The 13505-nt window shown below is 67.3% G+C and carries 18 protein-coding genes; 6 read left to right on the top strand and 12 right to left on the bottom strand.

Annotated features, from left to right (window positions below; translation table 11 throughout):
- Positions 1–2: 2 nt before the first annotated feature.
- The 3 genes from eccB to ACX9NE_RS00785 are packed head-to-tail and all read right to left on the bottom strand — an operon-like array spanning position 3 to position 3086.
- Complete coding sequence (gene eccB, locus ACX9NE_RS00795) at positions 3–1505, bottom strand: type VII secretion protein EccB (protein ID WP_459360202.1); 1503 nt, start codon at positions 1503–1505, stop codon at positions 3–5.
- 57 nt (positions 1506–1562) lie between these two features.
- On the bottom strand, positions 1563–1898 hold the full coding sequence (locus ACX9NE_RS00790; protein ID WP_459360203.1) for a DUF2710 family protein: 336 nt from the start codon (positions 1896–1898) through the stop codon (positions 1563–1565).
- 36 nt (positions 1899–1934) lie between these two features.
- Positions 1935–3086: a DUF5631 domain-containing protein gene (locus ACX9NE_RS00785; RefSeq protein WP_459360204.1), complete on the bottom strand. Its 1152-nt coding sequence runs from the start codon at positions 3084–3086 to the stop codon at positions 1935–1937.
- A gap of 81 nt (positions 3087–3167) precedes the next feature.
- Between ACX9NE_RS00785 and ACX9NE_RS00780 the strand changes: the two genes are divergently transcribed.
- Positions 3168–3311: a hypothetical protein gene (locus tag ACX9NE_RS00780; RefSeq protein ID WP_459360205.1), complete on the top strand. Its 144-nt coding sequence runs from the start codon at positions 3168–3170 to the stop codon at positions 3309–3311.
- Positions 3312–3315: 4 nt separating this feature from the next.
- Here the strand turns inward: ACX9NE_RS00780 and ACX9NE_RS00775 are convergent, their stop codons facing one another.
- The 6 genes from ACX9NE_RS00775 to ACX9NE_RS00750 are packed head-to-tail and all read right to left on the bottom strand — an operon-like array spanning position 3316 to position 7349.
- Positions 3316–3621 carry a DUF2694 family protein gene (locus ACX9NE_RS00775; RefSeq protein WP_459360206.1) on the bottom strand — a complete coding sequence of 102 codons (306 nt, stop codon included), beginning with the start codon at positions 3619–3621 and terminating at the stop codon, positions 3316–3318.
- Positions 3622–3636: 15 nt separating this feature from the next.
- Positions 3637–3948, bottom strand: coding sequence for an ESX-1 secretion-associated protein (locus tag ACX9NE_RS00770; RefSeq protein ID WP_459360207.1), 312 nt, complete (start codon positions 3946–3948; stop codon positions 3637–3639).
- 24 nt (positions 3949–3972) lie between these two features.
- Positions 3973–5358 (bottom strand): DUF4226 domain-containing protein, encoded by a 1386-nt coding sequence (locus tag ACX9NE_RS00765; protein ID WP_459360208.1) that lies wholly within the window; start codon positions 5356–5358, stop codon positions 3973–3975.
- 49 nt (positions 5359–5407) lie between these two features.
- Positions 5408–5761, bottom strand: coding sequence for a DUF4226 domain-containing protein (locus ACX9NE_RS00760; protein WP_459360209.1), 354 nt, complete (start codon positions 5759–5761; stop codon positions 5408–5410).
- A gap of 15 nt (positions 5762–5776) precedes the next feature.
- Positions 5777–6565 carry a C40 family peptidase gene (locus ACX9NE_RS00755; RefSeq protein ID WP_459360210.1) on the bottom strand — a complete coding sequence of 263 codons (789 nt, stop codon included), beginning with the start codon at positions 6563–6565 and terminating at the stop codon, positions 5777–5779.
- Positions 6558–7349 (bottom strand): helix-turn-helix domain-containing protein, encoded by a 792-nt coding sequence (locus ACX9NE_RS00750; RefSeq protein ID WP_459360211.1) that lies wholly within the window; start codon positions 7347–7349, stop codon positions 6558–6560. Before ACX9NE_RS00750 ends, ACX9NE_RS00755 begins: the two co-directional genes overlap by 8 nt.
- 147 nt (positions 7350–7496) lie before the next feature.
- Between ACX9NE_RS00750 and ACX9NE_RS00745 the strand changes: the two genes are divergently transcribed.
- The 3 genes from ACX9NE_RS00745 (at position 7497) to ACX9NE_RS00735 (ending at position 9347) form a co-directional block, all read left to right on the top strand.
- The gene (locus tag ACX9NE_RS00745) at positions 7497–7922 is read left to right on the top strand and encodes a WhiB family transcriptional regulator (protein ID WP_459360212.1); all 426 of its coding nucleotides are present in this window, start codon (positions 7497–7499) and stop codon (positions 7920–7922) included.
- A 97-nt stretch (positions 7923–8019) separates the two neighbouring features.
- Positions 8020–9009, top strand: a complete 990-nt coding sequence (locus tag ACX9NE_RS00740; protein ID WP_459360213.1) for a pirin family protein — start codon at positions 8020–8022, stop codon at positions 9007–9009.
- Positions 9006–9347, top strand: coding sequence for a GNAT family N-acetyltransferase (locus ACX9NE_RS00735; RefSeq protein WP_459360214.1), 342 nt, complete (start codon positions 9006–9008; stop codon positions 9345–9347). Before ACX9NE_RS00740 ends, ACX9NE_RS00735 begins: the two co-directional genes overlap by 4 nt.
- Before the next feature lie 3 nt (positions 9348–9350).
- Here ACX9NE_RS00735 and ACX9NE_RS00730 read toward each other — a convergent pair whose 3' ends face one another.
- From ACX9NE_RS00730 to ACX9NE_RS00720, 3 genes are all read right to left on the bottom strand, one after another.
- Positions 9351–10838, bottom strand: a complete 1488-nt coding sequence (locus ACX9NE_RS00730) for a PPE domain-containing protein (RefSeq protein ID WP_459360215.1) — start codon at positions 10836–10838, stop codon at positions 9351–9353.
- Positions 10839–11041: 203 nt separating this feature from the next.
- A complete protein-coding gene (locus ACX9NE_RS00725) occupies positions 11042–11308 on the bottom strand; it encodes a YdeI/OmpD-associated family protein (protein ID WP_459360216.1) in 267 nt (88 codons plus the stop codon).
- A 9-nt stretch (positions 11309–11317) separates the two neighbouring features.
- Positions 11318–12634 (bottom strand): ammonium transporter, encoded by a 1317-nt coding sequence (locus ACX9NE_RS00720; RefSeq protein WP_459360217.1) that lies wholly within the window; start codon positions 12632–12634, stop codon positions 11318–11320.
- Positions 12635–12838: 204 nt separating this feature from the next.
- Here ACX9NE_RS00720 and ACX9NE_RS00715 point away from each other — a divergent pair, with 204 nt between their 5' ends.
- Together ACX9NE_RS00715 and ACX9NE_RS00710 are read left to right on the top strand one after the other, a co-directional pair.
- On the top strand, positions 12839–13072 hold the full coding sequence (locus ACX9NE_RS00715) for a type II toxin-antitoxin system Phd/YefM family antitoxin (protein ID WP_459360218.1): 234 nt from the start codon (positions 12839–12841) through the stop codon (positions 13070–13072).
- On the top strand, positions 13069–13479 hold the full coding sequence (locus ACX9NE_RS00710) for a type II toxin-antitoxin system VapC family toxin (RefSeq protein WP_459360219.1): 411 nt from the start codon (positions 13069–13071) through the stop codon (positions 13477–13479). Before ACX9NE_RS00715 ends, ACX9NE_RS00710 begins: the two co-directional genes overlap by 4 nt.
- Positions 13480–13505: the final 26 nt, after the last annotated feature.

Below are 13505 nucleotides of genomic sequence, written 5' to 3'. Positions count from 1 at the left end.
AACTAATTCCCCGGCTCGCCGGAGTCGGGAATGGGTGCCAATGCGCCTCCCGCCGCCACCGCGTCGCGGGCAACGAGGGCAGCATCGCGGCTGATCGCCGGGCCGGGAGCGAAGGTACGCACCAGAGGCCAGGGCGCTTGCACCGCCAACCGCGGTTGCAGTCCCAGTGCCTGCAATGTCCGCGGATCCGACTCGATTCCGTAGCGAACACCCTGCGGCGAAATCCAATACAAGCTCTCTCGGCTGCCGGCCGTCACCACCTCGCTCGTGGTGGCCACGAAGTTCGCCGCGCCCGGCAGGATCAAGGTCTGATCCGCCTCCGTGGATTCGGGGTTGCGGTCGTCGCGCACCAGGTGCACCAGCCGGACATCCATGCTGATCGGGACGGGCAGACCTCGGCCGGAGACCACGGAGATCCTGGCCTGTGGATCGCTGGACTGCTTCTCCCACCCCACGCATGTCACCGGATTCGCCTTGGTGTCAATGAAATCCAGCTTGCCCGGCGGGTAGTAGTCGACATCGAGCGCATCGATGACCGGAATGTGGATCAGCTTGTCCGGTGGGACCAGGGTGGGCGCGGTTGCGCCCTGAGAGTCGCCGGTGCGCAGCAGATCTGCGACGAAGCCGCTGATCTTCTGCACGCCTGCGCTCAGCAGCACGTAGAACCCGGTGACCGCACCGCCGGCGTCGCGGGATTCCAGCACGCTGCCCACCTTGATCCCGGGCAACCACTGTGACGGGCTGCCGGATTCCGGAATGACCGGTGAGACAAGCGGTTCGGTGGCCGGCATGGCATCAAAGAGCGCGTTGGAGACTTCGACCGGATAGGTCACTCCCAGATCCAAGCCGAGGTTGAATGTCACGGATCGATCGGCCGGGTCGATACGGGATCGCTGCCCGCCCCAGATCACGTAGGTTGCGCCCTTGTGGGTCACCAGTAGTGCCTGCTTCGGCCCCATCACCGCAGCCCGGTCCGACCGGGTGAGCGGCCCCGCGATCGCTGTGACCAGTGGCGGTGTTGCGCTGCCCCGCGTCGCCCCAGCGGTCGGTGCTGTGTCGCAGACGGCCCACGCGGACACCGCGCCCGCCGTGATCGGCAGACTGTCCGGCACCCCGGGAATGCCGATCAGCGGCCCGGTCGGGTACTTGGCGATCTCGTTGGCCGTCACCCAGGTGGGCGCGTTCGCAGCACCGACAACCAGTCGCGCGGAAGTCAGGTTGAGCGCTGGATACAGCCGCCCGTTCACCTTGGCGTAAATCGCTCCGGTGTCGCGGTTGCCGACGACGGCCGCCGCCGCGACCAGCCCGGCCGGCTTCATGACATGCAGCAGCGCCATCCAGCCGACACCGATGAGAACGAGGACCACCGACAGCGCTACCGCCGCTTGCTGCTTGCGATCGTCGTGTTTCATCCGCACGGAGAATCGGGTGATCGCGGCGCGCAACCTGCGGTTGTAAAAGAGATGCCCCGAATTCTGGTCGCGGTTGGACAGATTGAGTGGCAAAGTCTTTTTTCTCCTTCCGGTGACCCGTACGGACCCGATTCCGTACCCGTCGCCGATTCACTGCAGGTGGCCGCCGTACCGTGCCCGGTTGTCGGCTTCGGCCTCTTTCCGCAGCGCTGCGATCGCGAGGTTCAATCTGTCAGCCAGCTCGCCGGGTGCGTAGCCGGTCATCACGTCCGGATGCAGCGTCAAGTCGAGCAGACGGCCGTCCGAATTCGCCACCGCATGGACATCCCCCAGGTCCACGCTGTAGGTGACGGTCTCGGCCTGCGCGACCAGTGCTTCCCACTTGTCGGCTGCCTCGCTCAGCTCACGAAGAACCGCTTCGACGAGGTCCGCATCGCTTCCGGTGCCGCGGTCGCTGAGTTCGCTGGAACGACCCGACCCCGGCACCCTGACAGTATGTCGATGCCCCCCACCAGCGTCAATTCAGAATCGGGCGTGATCTTCGGGCCTATGCTCAGCCCGGTGGCCGGTTTCGGCGGCATCCAGCTTCTTGAACCAGGAGAAGTGGTAGTTGGCCGCGACCGGGTCGCCGGAAACGAAGTCCACGGTGGCGGCCAGCACCATGCAGTGGAGCAGTTGCGCCCTATCGATGTCGGGATACTGCGCCAGTACCTGGTAGCGGCTGGTGTCCAGGTGCACCCGCAGCAGGTCGATCTCCGGTTCGACGATGTCCGCGCCGGCCGCGGCCGCCTTGGCCAGCGCGTTGACCAGCCGGGGCAGTCCCTCGCGCCCGTGTGTGGCCACTCCCAGCTGCCGGCCCAGGTCCTCGACCGCCGGCAGCTGCAAGGGATCAACCGAGGTGCGCGGATCGGGTGCGGCGCTCGACCATCTGGCGGGATCTCCCGGAACGTAGGTCACCGCCCGGGCCGTGGGGCCGAGCAAGTCCGCCGCGCGGCCCGCGCGAGCGTCCGGTTCCAGCAGCCGCACCCCCTCCGGCACGGCGATGCCCGGCGGAATCCAGCCGTGCGCAAGGTCGGTGACCAGCACCGTCGTGCCGTCCGGGCGCTCGCCGACCGCCCAGTTCAGACGCGGCTCCTGGCGTGCAACGAACGCCAGCAACCCGTAGAGCCGGTCGTCCCAACCGGCTTGCGCTGCTTCGGCGGGCTCCTCGTCGTCTCTCACGGCGGGCATCAGCTGCGTCTTGTCCATGTCGGCGGGCCGCAGGTCCCAAACCTTCGGCAGTATCCGCGTCTCGTCCAGATCTGTGCCGGAGTACGCGGGCTGTCGCATCTGGCGCAGTTGACGCATGGTCGACTCGACACGGCGTGCCGCGAGGTCACGGGCCTCGTCGATCACTGTGGCTTCGGCCTCGCGCCTGGCTGCATACGCCATGCCGGCGCGGCCGATGGCTCGCAGATCCTCGTTTGCGGCGCTGGCGATGCGTTGCAGGTCCGCCTTGAGATACTCCGCGAGCGTTGCGGTTTCGGCATCACCGGTGGACAACTCGTTGGGCCACAAGCCGCCGATCACCCACGGGGTGCAATCGAGTGGAGCACTGAAGGTCGGTACCGACAGCGATTCCTGCGTCGCTCTGCGCAGCCGCTGACGCGCTGTGATGCGACCGAGGATCCCCACCGGGTAAGAGTAGCCCGCGCCGCCGACGGCTCCGGCGAACGGTGAATTGTGCCGCCAACAGGTCGTGGGTAGCGTGTTGCCATGTCCGATTCGGCGCTGCAGCAGCAACTCGATGAGGTGCGCTCCCTACTCGGCCGTGCACGAGAGTTGTTCGGCGACAATCCGATCGAACCACCCGCCGACATCGCACCGGACCCGGAAACCGCCAGAACCTGGTTGCTCTGAGCAGTCACCGGTCGCGGCGGCGCAGCCTGTGCTCGAGCAATCTCTCGATCGCGGCATCGAGGTCGCCCGCCGTCGGCACCTCGGCGGACGGGGTATGACCGGCGGCGACTATCTCGTCACGCACCTCCAGCAGGGCCTTGAGGCAGGAGACGTCGGCTGTCAGCAGAATGCCCTCCGCCAAGGTTTCCGCGTCAGTCTCCATCGCCCCCTCACCGAGTGCGACGCTGTGCAGATATCCGCCACGACACGACCGCACCAGGATGTGGCCGCTGGGGTGCACGGTATCGAAGGCGGGGTTGGCGTCAGTCATGAATCTGGGGGACCGTCATCGGTCGATGATGCCGCCGAGTTTGTCGGCTGCCTCCTGCTCGTGCTGCTCCCACGTCGCCGCTGAAGTGTGCAGGTTCTGGGCGATCTCGGCGTGGTCGTCGGCCTGCTGCTCATAACACTCGCGCCTGAGCTCGAGTAGCTCGCGTCCGGCCTCGCGCAGCTCGCTGAAGATCGGTCCGAGAGAGTCGAGGCTTTCCTGGATCGCCGCGTGTGACGCCGGGAGGGCCCGCAGCTGCTCGGATGTTTGCTGGTGATGGGCTGCGGCGTCACGCAGGTGTGCCGGCACCACATGGATTCGATCTGCCATCCGCTCTCTCCTTGCTGTGCGTCGCTAGGCCGTCGCGATGGCGGACGGCCGGGTCGGGGTCGGTGTGTCGGTCAGTTCGGGCGGTGACGACTGGGTCGCCGGAGCCGGCGGGTGCTCCCAGCCTAGGAAGCTGGGGCCGGTCACGGTCGAGATGTGTTGAATCTGTCCGTCGAGCAAGGCCTTGTCGCGACCGAGCGCCAGCGCGTGCCGGTCGGTGAAAATGCCGATGTCGCCCGGTTCGACGCGGGAGGGATCCAGGGGAGTGCTGACCGCGGTGCCCGGCGGCGGGATTGTGATGCCCTGCTGCTGGAATGCCTCGGCGATCGGGGTACCGCTTGCCGCGGCCCGGATCGCCGCCGCGAGTTGCGGGCTGGCAGCCGTGACCGTCTCCCCGGTGGGCAGCGTCACCGTTGTCGGACCCGCGGGTGGCGGTTCGGTCTGCCCCGCGTCGGGGCTCTCGTCTTCTCGGCGGTCGTCGTCGTCATCACGCTTGTGCTTCTCTCCGGTTGACTCGGCATCCAACGCGTCGTCTCCGAACAATCCTTCATCCAGGGGCCGTGCGTTCCGTCCGGTGCCACCCGAGGAAATGGTCGGCATGGGGAAACCGCCCGGTGCACCCAAGGCGGGCACTCCGGCGCCCACCGGAGACGGCCCGATGCCTGTGCCGGGCGCCGTCGGTGCGGATGAGGGGGCCGCAGCCGCCGGCCCGGGTGACGCGGTCGGCATCGAATCGTCGGGCAGCAGCGAATCGAGCAGCGGATCGGTTGTGGCGTCCGGTGCCGGTTGTGCGTCACCGCCACGCCGCCCGGCGGCGTCGGGTGTCGTCACCGGCCGGTGCTCGGCAGGCGGCTCCGGCGTGTCCTTCGATGCGTTGTACAGCGATGTCCACGCCGCCATCAAGGCGGACTTCGACGTGTCGTCAAGGTGTGCGGTCGCAACGACTTCGCGGATATCCCTGAGTTTGCCGATCAGCAGCCGCTGGAAGTCCCGCGCACCGGCCGGGGTATCGAGATCCGATCGCGTTGCCACCGCGATCTCGATGTCCCGCTGCAATCTGTCGAGCGCGTCGCGACCGTCGATGGTCATCAGGTGTGCGTTGAGGATGGCCGAAACCACCTGAAGGTCCAGCTGGGATGTGACGGAATTCTGATGCGCGAGTGCGGCTTCGGCGTCCGCGATGGCCTTGGCTGCGTCGCCGTCCGCACGACTCGGCGCGGCCGGCGCAACGAACAGGTCGGAATGTTGTTGACGGATCTTTGCCAGGATCGCGGCCAGTTGCGGTGCGCTCGTTTGGGGCGCGACCACCGCACTCCACTCCTCGGGCGTCAACCCGCTCATCCACGCCAACGGGTCGCCGGTGCGCTCCTGGATGAGTCGCATCGTGTCGACGAGGTCTTGATACGTCGTCACGGCCCCTCCATGTCGCGGGACAGTACCCAGGCACCCTCACGCGGACAATTCACGTTGTGAGTGAGTGGCGGTAGTGCGTGCGTAACTCCTGCAGCACAACGCTTTTCGCCCGGCTCAATTCGCGGACACCGGTGACGACGGCGGCGACGTCGCGCTGCCTGGCCAGGAGGAACCGCTGAAATTCCCGCGCTCCCAGCGGGGCGTCGACGGCAAGCTCGCGGGCCCGCTCAATCTCGTCCGCAATTGCGTCGAGCCGACGCAGGCTGCTCCGCACGGCCTCATGTGCGCTGGCCAGCGTTTCGGTCAACACGCGGTCGGCGTCGGTCGCCGCGCGGTGGCGCGCGGACAGCGCGGCCTGCCGGGCGGCAATGGCCGCTATCGAGGATCCCGTCTGCTCTGACATGGTTTCAGCTTTCTCTCACCAGGGCCTGCGGATCGCGACGTTGGCGCCCATCCGGCTGATCCGAACCGAGGCGCCCGAATAGGGGGCTTCGACCACCAGGTTGTTCCCGATGGCCAGCTGCACATGTCCGGCGTGCGGGAAGACCAGGTCGCCGGGCCGCACCTGCGAGCGCGCCACCGGCGCTCCGTCATTGATCTGCTGGTATGTGGTGCGGTCCAGGTGCACGCCGGCCTGGGCGTAGGCCCACTGGACCAAGCCTGAGCAGTCGAACCGGTCGGGGCCGGCGGCACCCCAGACGTAGGGACGACCGAGCCGGGAGAGCGCCGCCCGTACCGCGGCGCCGGCGCGGCCGTGCGCCGAGGGCAGCCGGTGGTGGTATGAGGTCCGGTAGTGCAGCGCCCGCACCGCCTCGGCATGGCGTCGCGCCCGGCCGTGCGCCGACAGGACGTGGGACCGCTGCGCCCGTAACCGTGCCGCCCGTCGGCGCAGCGCTTCGCGCTGTGCAAGCGGCGTCGTCGGCCCTGACGCGGCGTCGGCACGGGCCTCCTCGACAATCCCGGCGGTGAGCCCGCGTGCGACTCCCCGATCGCGGTGCGCGTCGGCGATGATCGTCGCAAGTGCCGAGTCGGTCTGGCCCGCCGATGCCAGGACGACGCGGCTTCGATCCACCGCAGTCCGGTATTGGTGTTGTCTGATAACGGAATTGGACTCGGGGACGCCGATCGTATCGAGCATGACCGCGGGGCTGGCTCCGACGAACAGGCGGTGGGCGCGGGTCAGCGCCCGGAGTTCGGGCTCACTCATCGGCCTTGCCTTCGGTCGCCCCTGTCCCGCCAGCCGCCTCCGTCCCGCGCACCGCATCGGTAAACGCGCGTACCCGGGGAAGTGCCGCGGCCGGAATCACCCCGCGGTTGCGGATGTCCCACATGTCGTCACAGCTGACGCCGATCAGGGCCGCGATGATCGCATCCGGGAGCGACGACCGCGCGCATGCCTGATCAAATCGCGCGCTCAGACTCGTGGGCATCCGTTTGAGCAGAGAGCTCCGCGTCTCTTCGAGCGCCCGCAGATGCTCCATGAGACGAACGGCCGAGTCGGCGCCGGCGTTGACCGACACCCGCCACGAGCTGGCGGCCAGCATCTCCGCTTTCACGCACTGTGCGATCACGGTCAGAATATACGTCTCATATTCGTTTGATGTCGTCGCAGGCATCCTATCGATGAGCGAACGCAGTGTTTCCAGCTGTGCTTCGGCGTACTCTTCGAGCACGTCGGTGTCGCTGTGGCGTTCCACAACGACTGGTCCTGAGTCTCGGGTCGCCGGCGGTGCCGGCGGCCGCGCCGCGAGCAGGCGAGCAAGTTCCGCTTCCGGATCCGCCGCCACCAGTAGCCGGGAGTAGGTCCCCGGCGGCAGACCAAGGCCCTCTTCCACCTTCTGAACAGTGCTTTTATGGGGTTTGCGGGCGCCACGCTCGAGGTAGCTCAATCCCATGACGCTCACGTCGGTGGCTGCGGCCAGATCGGCCAGTGACCAGTCCCGCGACTCGCGAAGCGCCCTGATGGCCGCACCCGCCGACTCACGGCTCACGGCGGGCTCCAGGCCATACGGCGAATATTACACAGACGCGCTTATTCAGCCGTGCATATACGTTCTTGTCAACGTTTTGCTTGCGTGGCACTACTGCTTGCGTATACGCTTTCGCATACGTTTCGCTTTGCACAAGGAGGCCGGCACATGGCAAACCCCTGCACATCAAACCCGGAACTGTGGTTCGGTTACCCCGACGACGACGGCGGCGACGGCGCCGCAAAGGCACGCCTGTACGAACGGTCGGCCCTTGAGGCACGGGTTCAGTGCCTGCGCCGCTGCCCGCTGGCGCAGCAACGGCAGTGCGCCGCGTGGGCGATCAGACACCGCGAAGAGTATGGAGTGTGGGCCGGCGTCAAGCTACCCGGCGGGCAATATCGCAAGCGCGAACAGCTCGCCCAAGCTCATGAGGTCTTGCGGCAGATCGCCTCCGGCGAGATCAACGCCCGGGAACTGCCCGAGAATGCGGCACTGCTGGCCCGCCGGGAAAGCGAACGCGCAACCGCCGACGTCGAGGTGGGCGCGGTGGTGTTGCACCTTCCCGCACACGTGGGCCCGCGCTCGGCGGCCTGACCTCTCGTCGAGGGTCGGACCCCTGAGCCGGTGCTGCGGATGGCGATGCAGGCGCTGCAGCCGCCGGGCCGATGACTCGGCGAGTAAGGTCACGTAGGTGAGCAACCTCGAACCGGCTCCGACTGAATTTGCTTGTGGCGCTTCACAGGTCGCCGGTGTTGCGCCGATGGTGGAGGTCCTGCGCCCGCGCGAGGTGCCACTCGGCGGGCCGCGGGCGATGCCGGTTCAGCGCACCCTTCCGCAGCGGCAACGTTCACTCATCGGGGCGTGGTGCTTCGTCGACCACTACGGACCCGTGACCGGCGACGCCGCGCGGATGGATGTACCGCCGCATCCGCACACCGGGCTGCAGACGGTGAGCTGGTTGTTCAGCGGGGAAGTAGAGCATCGGGACAGCGCCGGTGTGCACGCGATGGTACGGCCCGGCGAACTCAACCTGATGACGGCCGGAGCCGGGATCTGTCACTCCGAGGTGTCGGTGGGTTCCGGCGTGCTGCACGGCGCGCAGTTGTGGGTCGCACTGCCCGATTCGGTACGCGATACCGGCCGCGACTTCGCACACTACCGACCAGAACCGGTGGCACTGCCGGGCGCGCAAGTGCGGGTCTTCCTGGGCGAGTTGTCCGAAAGTCGTTCTCCGGTGCGCACATTCACGCCACTGCTCGGCGCACAGGTCGACCTCGACGCGCACGCCGAGCTCGAACTCGGTATCGACCCGGCGTTCGAGCACGGCGTGCTGTGCGATCGGGGTGATGTCGCGTTGGGCGGGATCACCCTGTCTGCGGCAGAGCTTGGGTATCAGGCCCCGGGCGATTCCGTGCTGCGCCTGCGCAATAGGGGCGAGCGGCCGGCGCGGGCTCTGGTCCTCGGCGGTACCCCGTTCTGCGAAGAGCTGGTGATGTGGTGGAACTTCGTCGGGCGCAGCCACGACGAGATCGTCAACTACCGACGGCTCTGGCAGGACTCCGCTGACCGTTTCGGCGCCGTCACGGGCTACCAGGGTTCGCCGGCGCGCCTGCCCGCCCCACCGATGCCCACCACCCGGCTCGTACCCAGGGCCCCAACGAATCCGAAGGAGCACACATGACGACCGACAAGACGGGTGCAGAAGTCGACATCAGAGCGCAGGACCGGCGGTACACGATCGCCGTGGGCGGACGGGATGTGGGCTTCGCCGACTTCGCCGACCGCGGCGATCAGCGCGTCTTCCATCACACGGAGATCGATCCGGCGTTCGGCGGACGCGGCCTGGCCACCCTGCTGCTCGAGGATGCGCTGCAGGCGACCCGGGCCGACGGGAAGCGCATCGTGCCGGTGTGTTCCATGGTGGTCACGGTGCTCAAGAAGCATCCCGAGTACCAGGACATCACCGATCCCGTGACGGCCGAGGTCGTGGGGTGGGTCAACACGCAGCCGAACCGCTGAGCGCTAACGGCCGTCTGACTCCCAGGTGGTGGGCAGCATGGGAACAGTGGGGCCGTTGTCGAATTCATCGCCGGGCAGCGTCATCAGCCCGGCCGCCGCCACGTCAGCCTTGACCGCGGTGCCGCCGAAGCCCATCGCGCCGGCATGGCTGCTGGACGCGGTCACCGACGGCTCCTCGGCCGGCGGCGCGTCGTAGTCCAAAAACTCGTCGGCGTATTGATGCTCAGGCATCGTGGCGGTGCGCCGACGTCGGGACCGGCGTTTGTCCCGGGCCGACACCGCGGCGGCCGCTGCCGGGATCCGCTGCGCCGGTGCCTTGGCCCCGGTTCCCTCCCGAAATGTCGGCGTGAATCCTTCGCCGGGGTCGATCCCCGCGACGGCATACGGTACGGCCGAGGCAGCCGGCGCAGGCGCGGCCGAGGCGGGTGCGGCACCGGCACTCGCGGCCGTCGAAGCCGCCGGTGCGGCTGCGGGACCCGCGACCGTCGGTGCCAGCGTCGCCAGCGGCCAGCTCGACGAGTGACTCGGTGCCACGGACACCGCCACCGGTACCGCGCCTTCCGCGACCGCGACCGGCACCCGCTGCAGGTACTCATAGCCCGCCCCGATCACCACGCCCAGTGTGACCGCCAGCAGCGGATCCAGCAGCAGCTGAGGATAGGTGAGCGACGCTCCGACCCACGAGAAGGCCTGGTAGGCGACCGCGAACAGGAACGGCCCCCAGGTCACCAGGGCCTGCGCCGGGTTGGTCAGGAAGTCGTAGATCAACTGGGTCGTGTTACCGATCGGGTTCTGCAGGAAGTTGATGATGGGCTGATAGATCTGCTGTACGTACTGCAGGTACTCCTGCAGCAATTGGACGATGATGTCGATGGGGTTGAGCTGGCTCGCGGAGTCGGCGGCCGGTGCGGCAGCGGCCAGCTGACCGGGTACGGCGCCGGCCTGGGTGGTTTCGGACTTCAACACCGCCGGCGCCGCAGAAGTGGGCGGGACCGCAGCGACCGCCGCCGCGGCTGCCGCCTGGTAGCCGCTCATCACCGCGGCGGCCTGCAGCCACATGCGGACGTAGTCGGCTTCGTTCAGGGCGATCGGAATCGTGTTGATGCCGAAGAAATTCGTCGCGACCAGCACCCCGTGCACGATGTGGTTGGCGGCCAGCTCCGGCAGCGTCGGCATCAGGGCCAGCGCGGTCGAGTAGGCGGCCGCCACTGCCTCGTGCTGAGCCGCGGCGGCCTGACTTGTGGCTTGTGCCTGGGTCAGCCACCCCAAGTACGGCGCGTGCGCGGCGACATAGGCCGCGGAGCTTGGGCCCTGCCAGGAGCCCTGCGCCGCGCCCAGCACACCGAGTAACTCCGCGGCCGCGTCGGCGTACTGGGCACCCAGTGCGTGCCACGCGCTCGCGGCCGCCAACACGGCACCCGGCCCGGGGCCGCCGGACAACAGGGCCGAATGCACTTCGGGGGGTGAGGCCATCCAGATCGGGGTCGTCACGGCGCGTTCACCGCCGGTCGACCCCTCGGCATCACACCCATCGACAACTGGTCCTTTCCCGGTGTGTCGCTACTGCCGCCGCGGCAGTGCGGCAACGGGCGTCCCCGCTGAACCGGCGGAAGGGGTATCGCCAGCTTAGGTTCGCCTAACCAAACTCTAGCGGCCCGGGGGCGAGTCCAGCAACGGACCTGCCGGATGCCGCGTCATCGACCGTTGCGTTGGCGATGCTTGCATCCCGGCCAACAGCACGGGCGGCGCTTGCCTTCTTCGAGTTCCTCCTGGGTGCGGCGAATGCGGCGCTCACGGGTGGCCGCCTGCTTGGCGTCCTCGATCCAGCAGATGAACTCGTTGCGCGCCAGGGGAGTGATGTCTTTCCAGAGTTCCAAGGCTGCCGAGTTGGCGACCAGGGCACGGCGGAGGTCGGTAGGCATTTCGTGCACGACACCGCCTGGCACTTGCGGGCTGCTCACCACGCCAGGCTAACCGCGCAACTCGTCGTCGTCCTCGAACGACCGCGGTCGAGAGTCGTCTCGGTCGCCGCTGGACGGACGGCGCGGCGCCTGGTGCCCGTATACCCCTTCGGGGTAGGCGGTTTCGGCGTGCTGACTGAGGTCGATGCCGCCCTTCTCGTCGGCGGCGCTGAGCCGGAATCCCATGATCCGGTCGATGAGTTTGCCCAGCACGAAGCTCACCGCGAACGCGTACAGGGCGACCACAACCATCGCCAGAGACTGTTTGCCGAGTTGGCCGAGCCCGCCGCCGTAGAACAGGCCCTTGGGGCCGCCGGTCATCACCGCGGTGGCGAGCAGCCCGATCAGGAAGACGCCGACAACGCCGCCGACGAAGTGCACACCCACCACGTCGAGCGAGTCGTCGTAGTTGAGCTTGAACTTGACCAGGATCGCGTACGAACACACGACCCCGGCGACCAATCCGACCACCGCGGCGCCCAGGGTGTTCACCGTGCCGCACGACGGCGTGATGGCTACCAGTCCGGCGACGACGCCCGAGGCGGCACCGAAGGTGGTGGGTTTGCCATCGCGGAACTGCTCGACCGTGAGCCAGCCGAGCATCCCCAGACAGCCGGCAACCAGCGTGTTGAGGAAGATCGCGGACGCCAATCCGTTGGCGGCCATCGCCGAGCCGGCGTTGAACCCGAACCAGCCGAACCACAGCAGCCCCACTCCGAGGAGCACAAACGGCAGGTTGTGCGGACGCATGGCTTCCACCTTGAATCCGATGCGCGGGCCAAGGACCAATGCCAGCGCCAAAGCCGAAGAGCCCGAGACGATTTCGACGACAAGACCGCCCGCGTAGTCCAGGACCCCCAGCTTGGCCAGCCACCCGGTGGGCGCCCACACCCAGTGGGCGATCACCGCGTACACGGCCACCGACCACAACAGCACGAACACCATCCACGCGGCGAACTTGGCGCGGTCGGCGATGGCGCCACTGATCAGGGCGGCGGTGATGATTGCGAAGCTCAGCTGGAAGGTGGCGTACAGCAGCTCGGGGACCTGCCCGTGCAGCGTCTCCGGGCCGATGCCACTCATCCCGGCATGAGCCAGCCCGCCCAGCAAGCCGCCCGCCCCGCCGTCGGAGAAGGCCAGGCTGTAGCCCACCAGCAGCCATGCCACCGTGACCAGCGGGATGGAGATGAAGCTCATCATGATCATGTTGAGCACGCCGGTGGTGCGCATCATGCCGCCGTAGAAGATCGCCAGACCCGGCGTCATCAGCAGCACGAGCGCAGTGCTGGCGAGTAACCACGCGGTGGCCGCGGGATCGATGTTCACGCTGCGACTCCTTCGATAGTGTCGAAGAGAATGTAGGTGCGAAGCTTCGGGCAGTGCCCAGAAGGGTCGTGTTTCGCGTGCCGCCGTCATCGGCGCGCAGCCCGGCACCGCTCCCTTGAAGCCTCCTAACTTAGAAACCAGCCGCAATCGACAGTCAAGTAAAAGGACTAGTATGACTAGTCTTATTGGCCTAGTATTGCCGTTGTGAAGATCGTTACCAGCACTGAGGCCAAAACACGGCTCAACGCCCTGCTGGCTGAAATTGAGAAGACCGGTGCGTCGGTAACGATCACCAACCATGGGCGACCTGTCGCAGTGTTGTCACCTGCACAAAGCCGACCGCGCACCTTTGGGCAGCTTCCCGCTCTGGTTGTACCGGAAAATTTCGACGACCCGCTTCCCGAGTCCGAAATTGCGGGTTGGGAGCAGACGCCATGACCGCGATCCTGCTCGATACCCACGTCCTGCTGTGGCTGGTTTCCGCACCTGACCGTCTCGCGCAGTCCGTTCGTGAACACCTCGCCGACCAGACCAACGACCTGCTCGTATCTGCAGCCTCCGCCTGGGAAATCGCGATCAAGACCCGCATCGGCCGCCTTGATGGCGGCCCGCTGCTCTCCACCTGGGCCGAAACTCTCGCAAGCATGCACGCCGACGACCTGACCATCGAATCCGCCGACGGAGCAATGGCCGGCCAGATCAACTGGGACCACAAAGACCCCTTCGACCGTATGATCGTCACTCAGGCCGCCCGCCGAAACCTGACGATCGCCACGAGCGACAAGCACGTGATCGACTACGCACTCACTCCCGTAATCGACACTCGCACAGCACCATCGACGTAACGGTCGCAATGACCCGCAGCGTCACA

It is taken from the genome of Mycobacterium sp. ML4, assembly GCF_054515735.1.
Note: the sequence above shows the minus strand (reverse complement) of the source record. Positions and strands in the feature narration are given on the sequence as shown.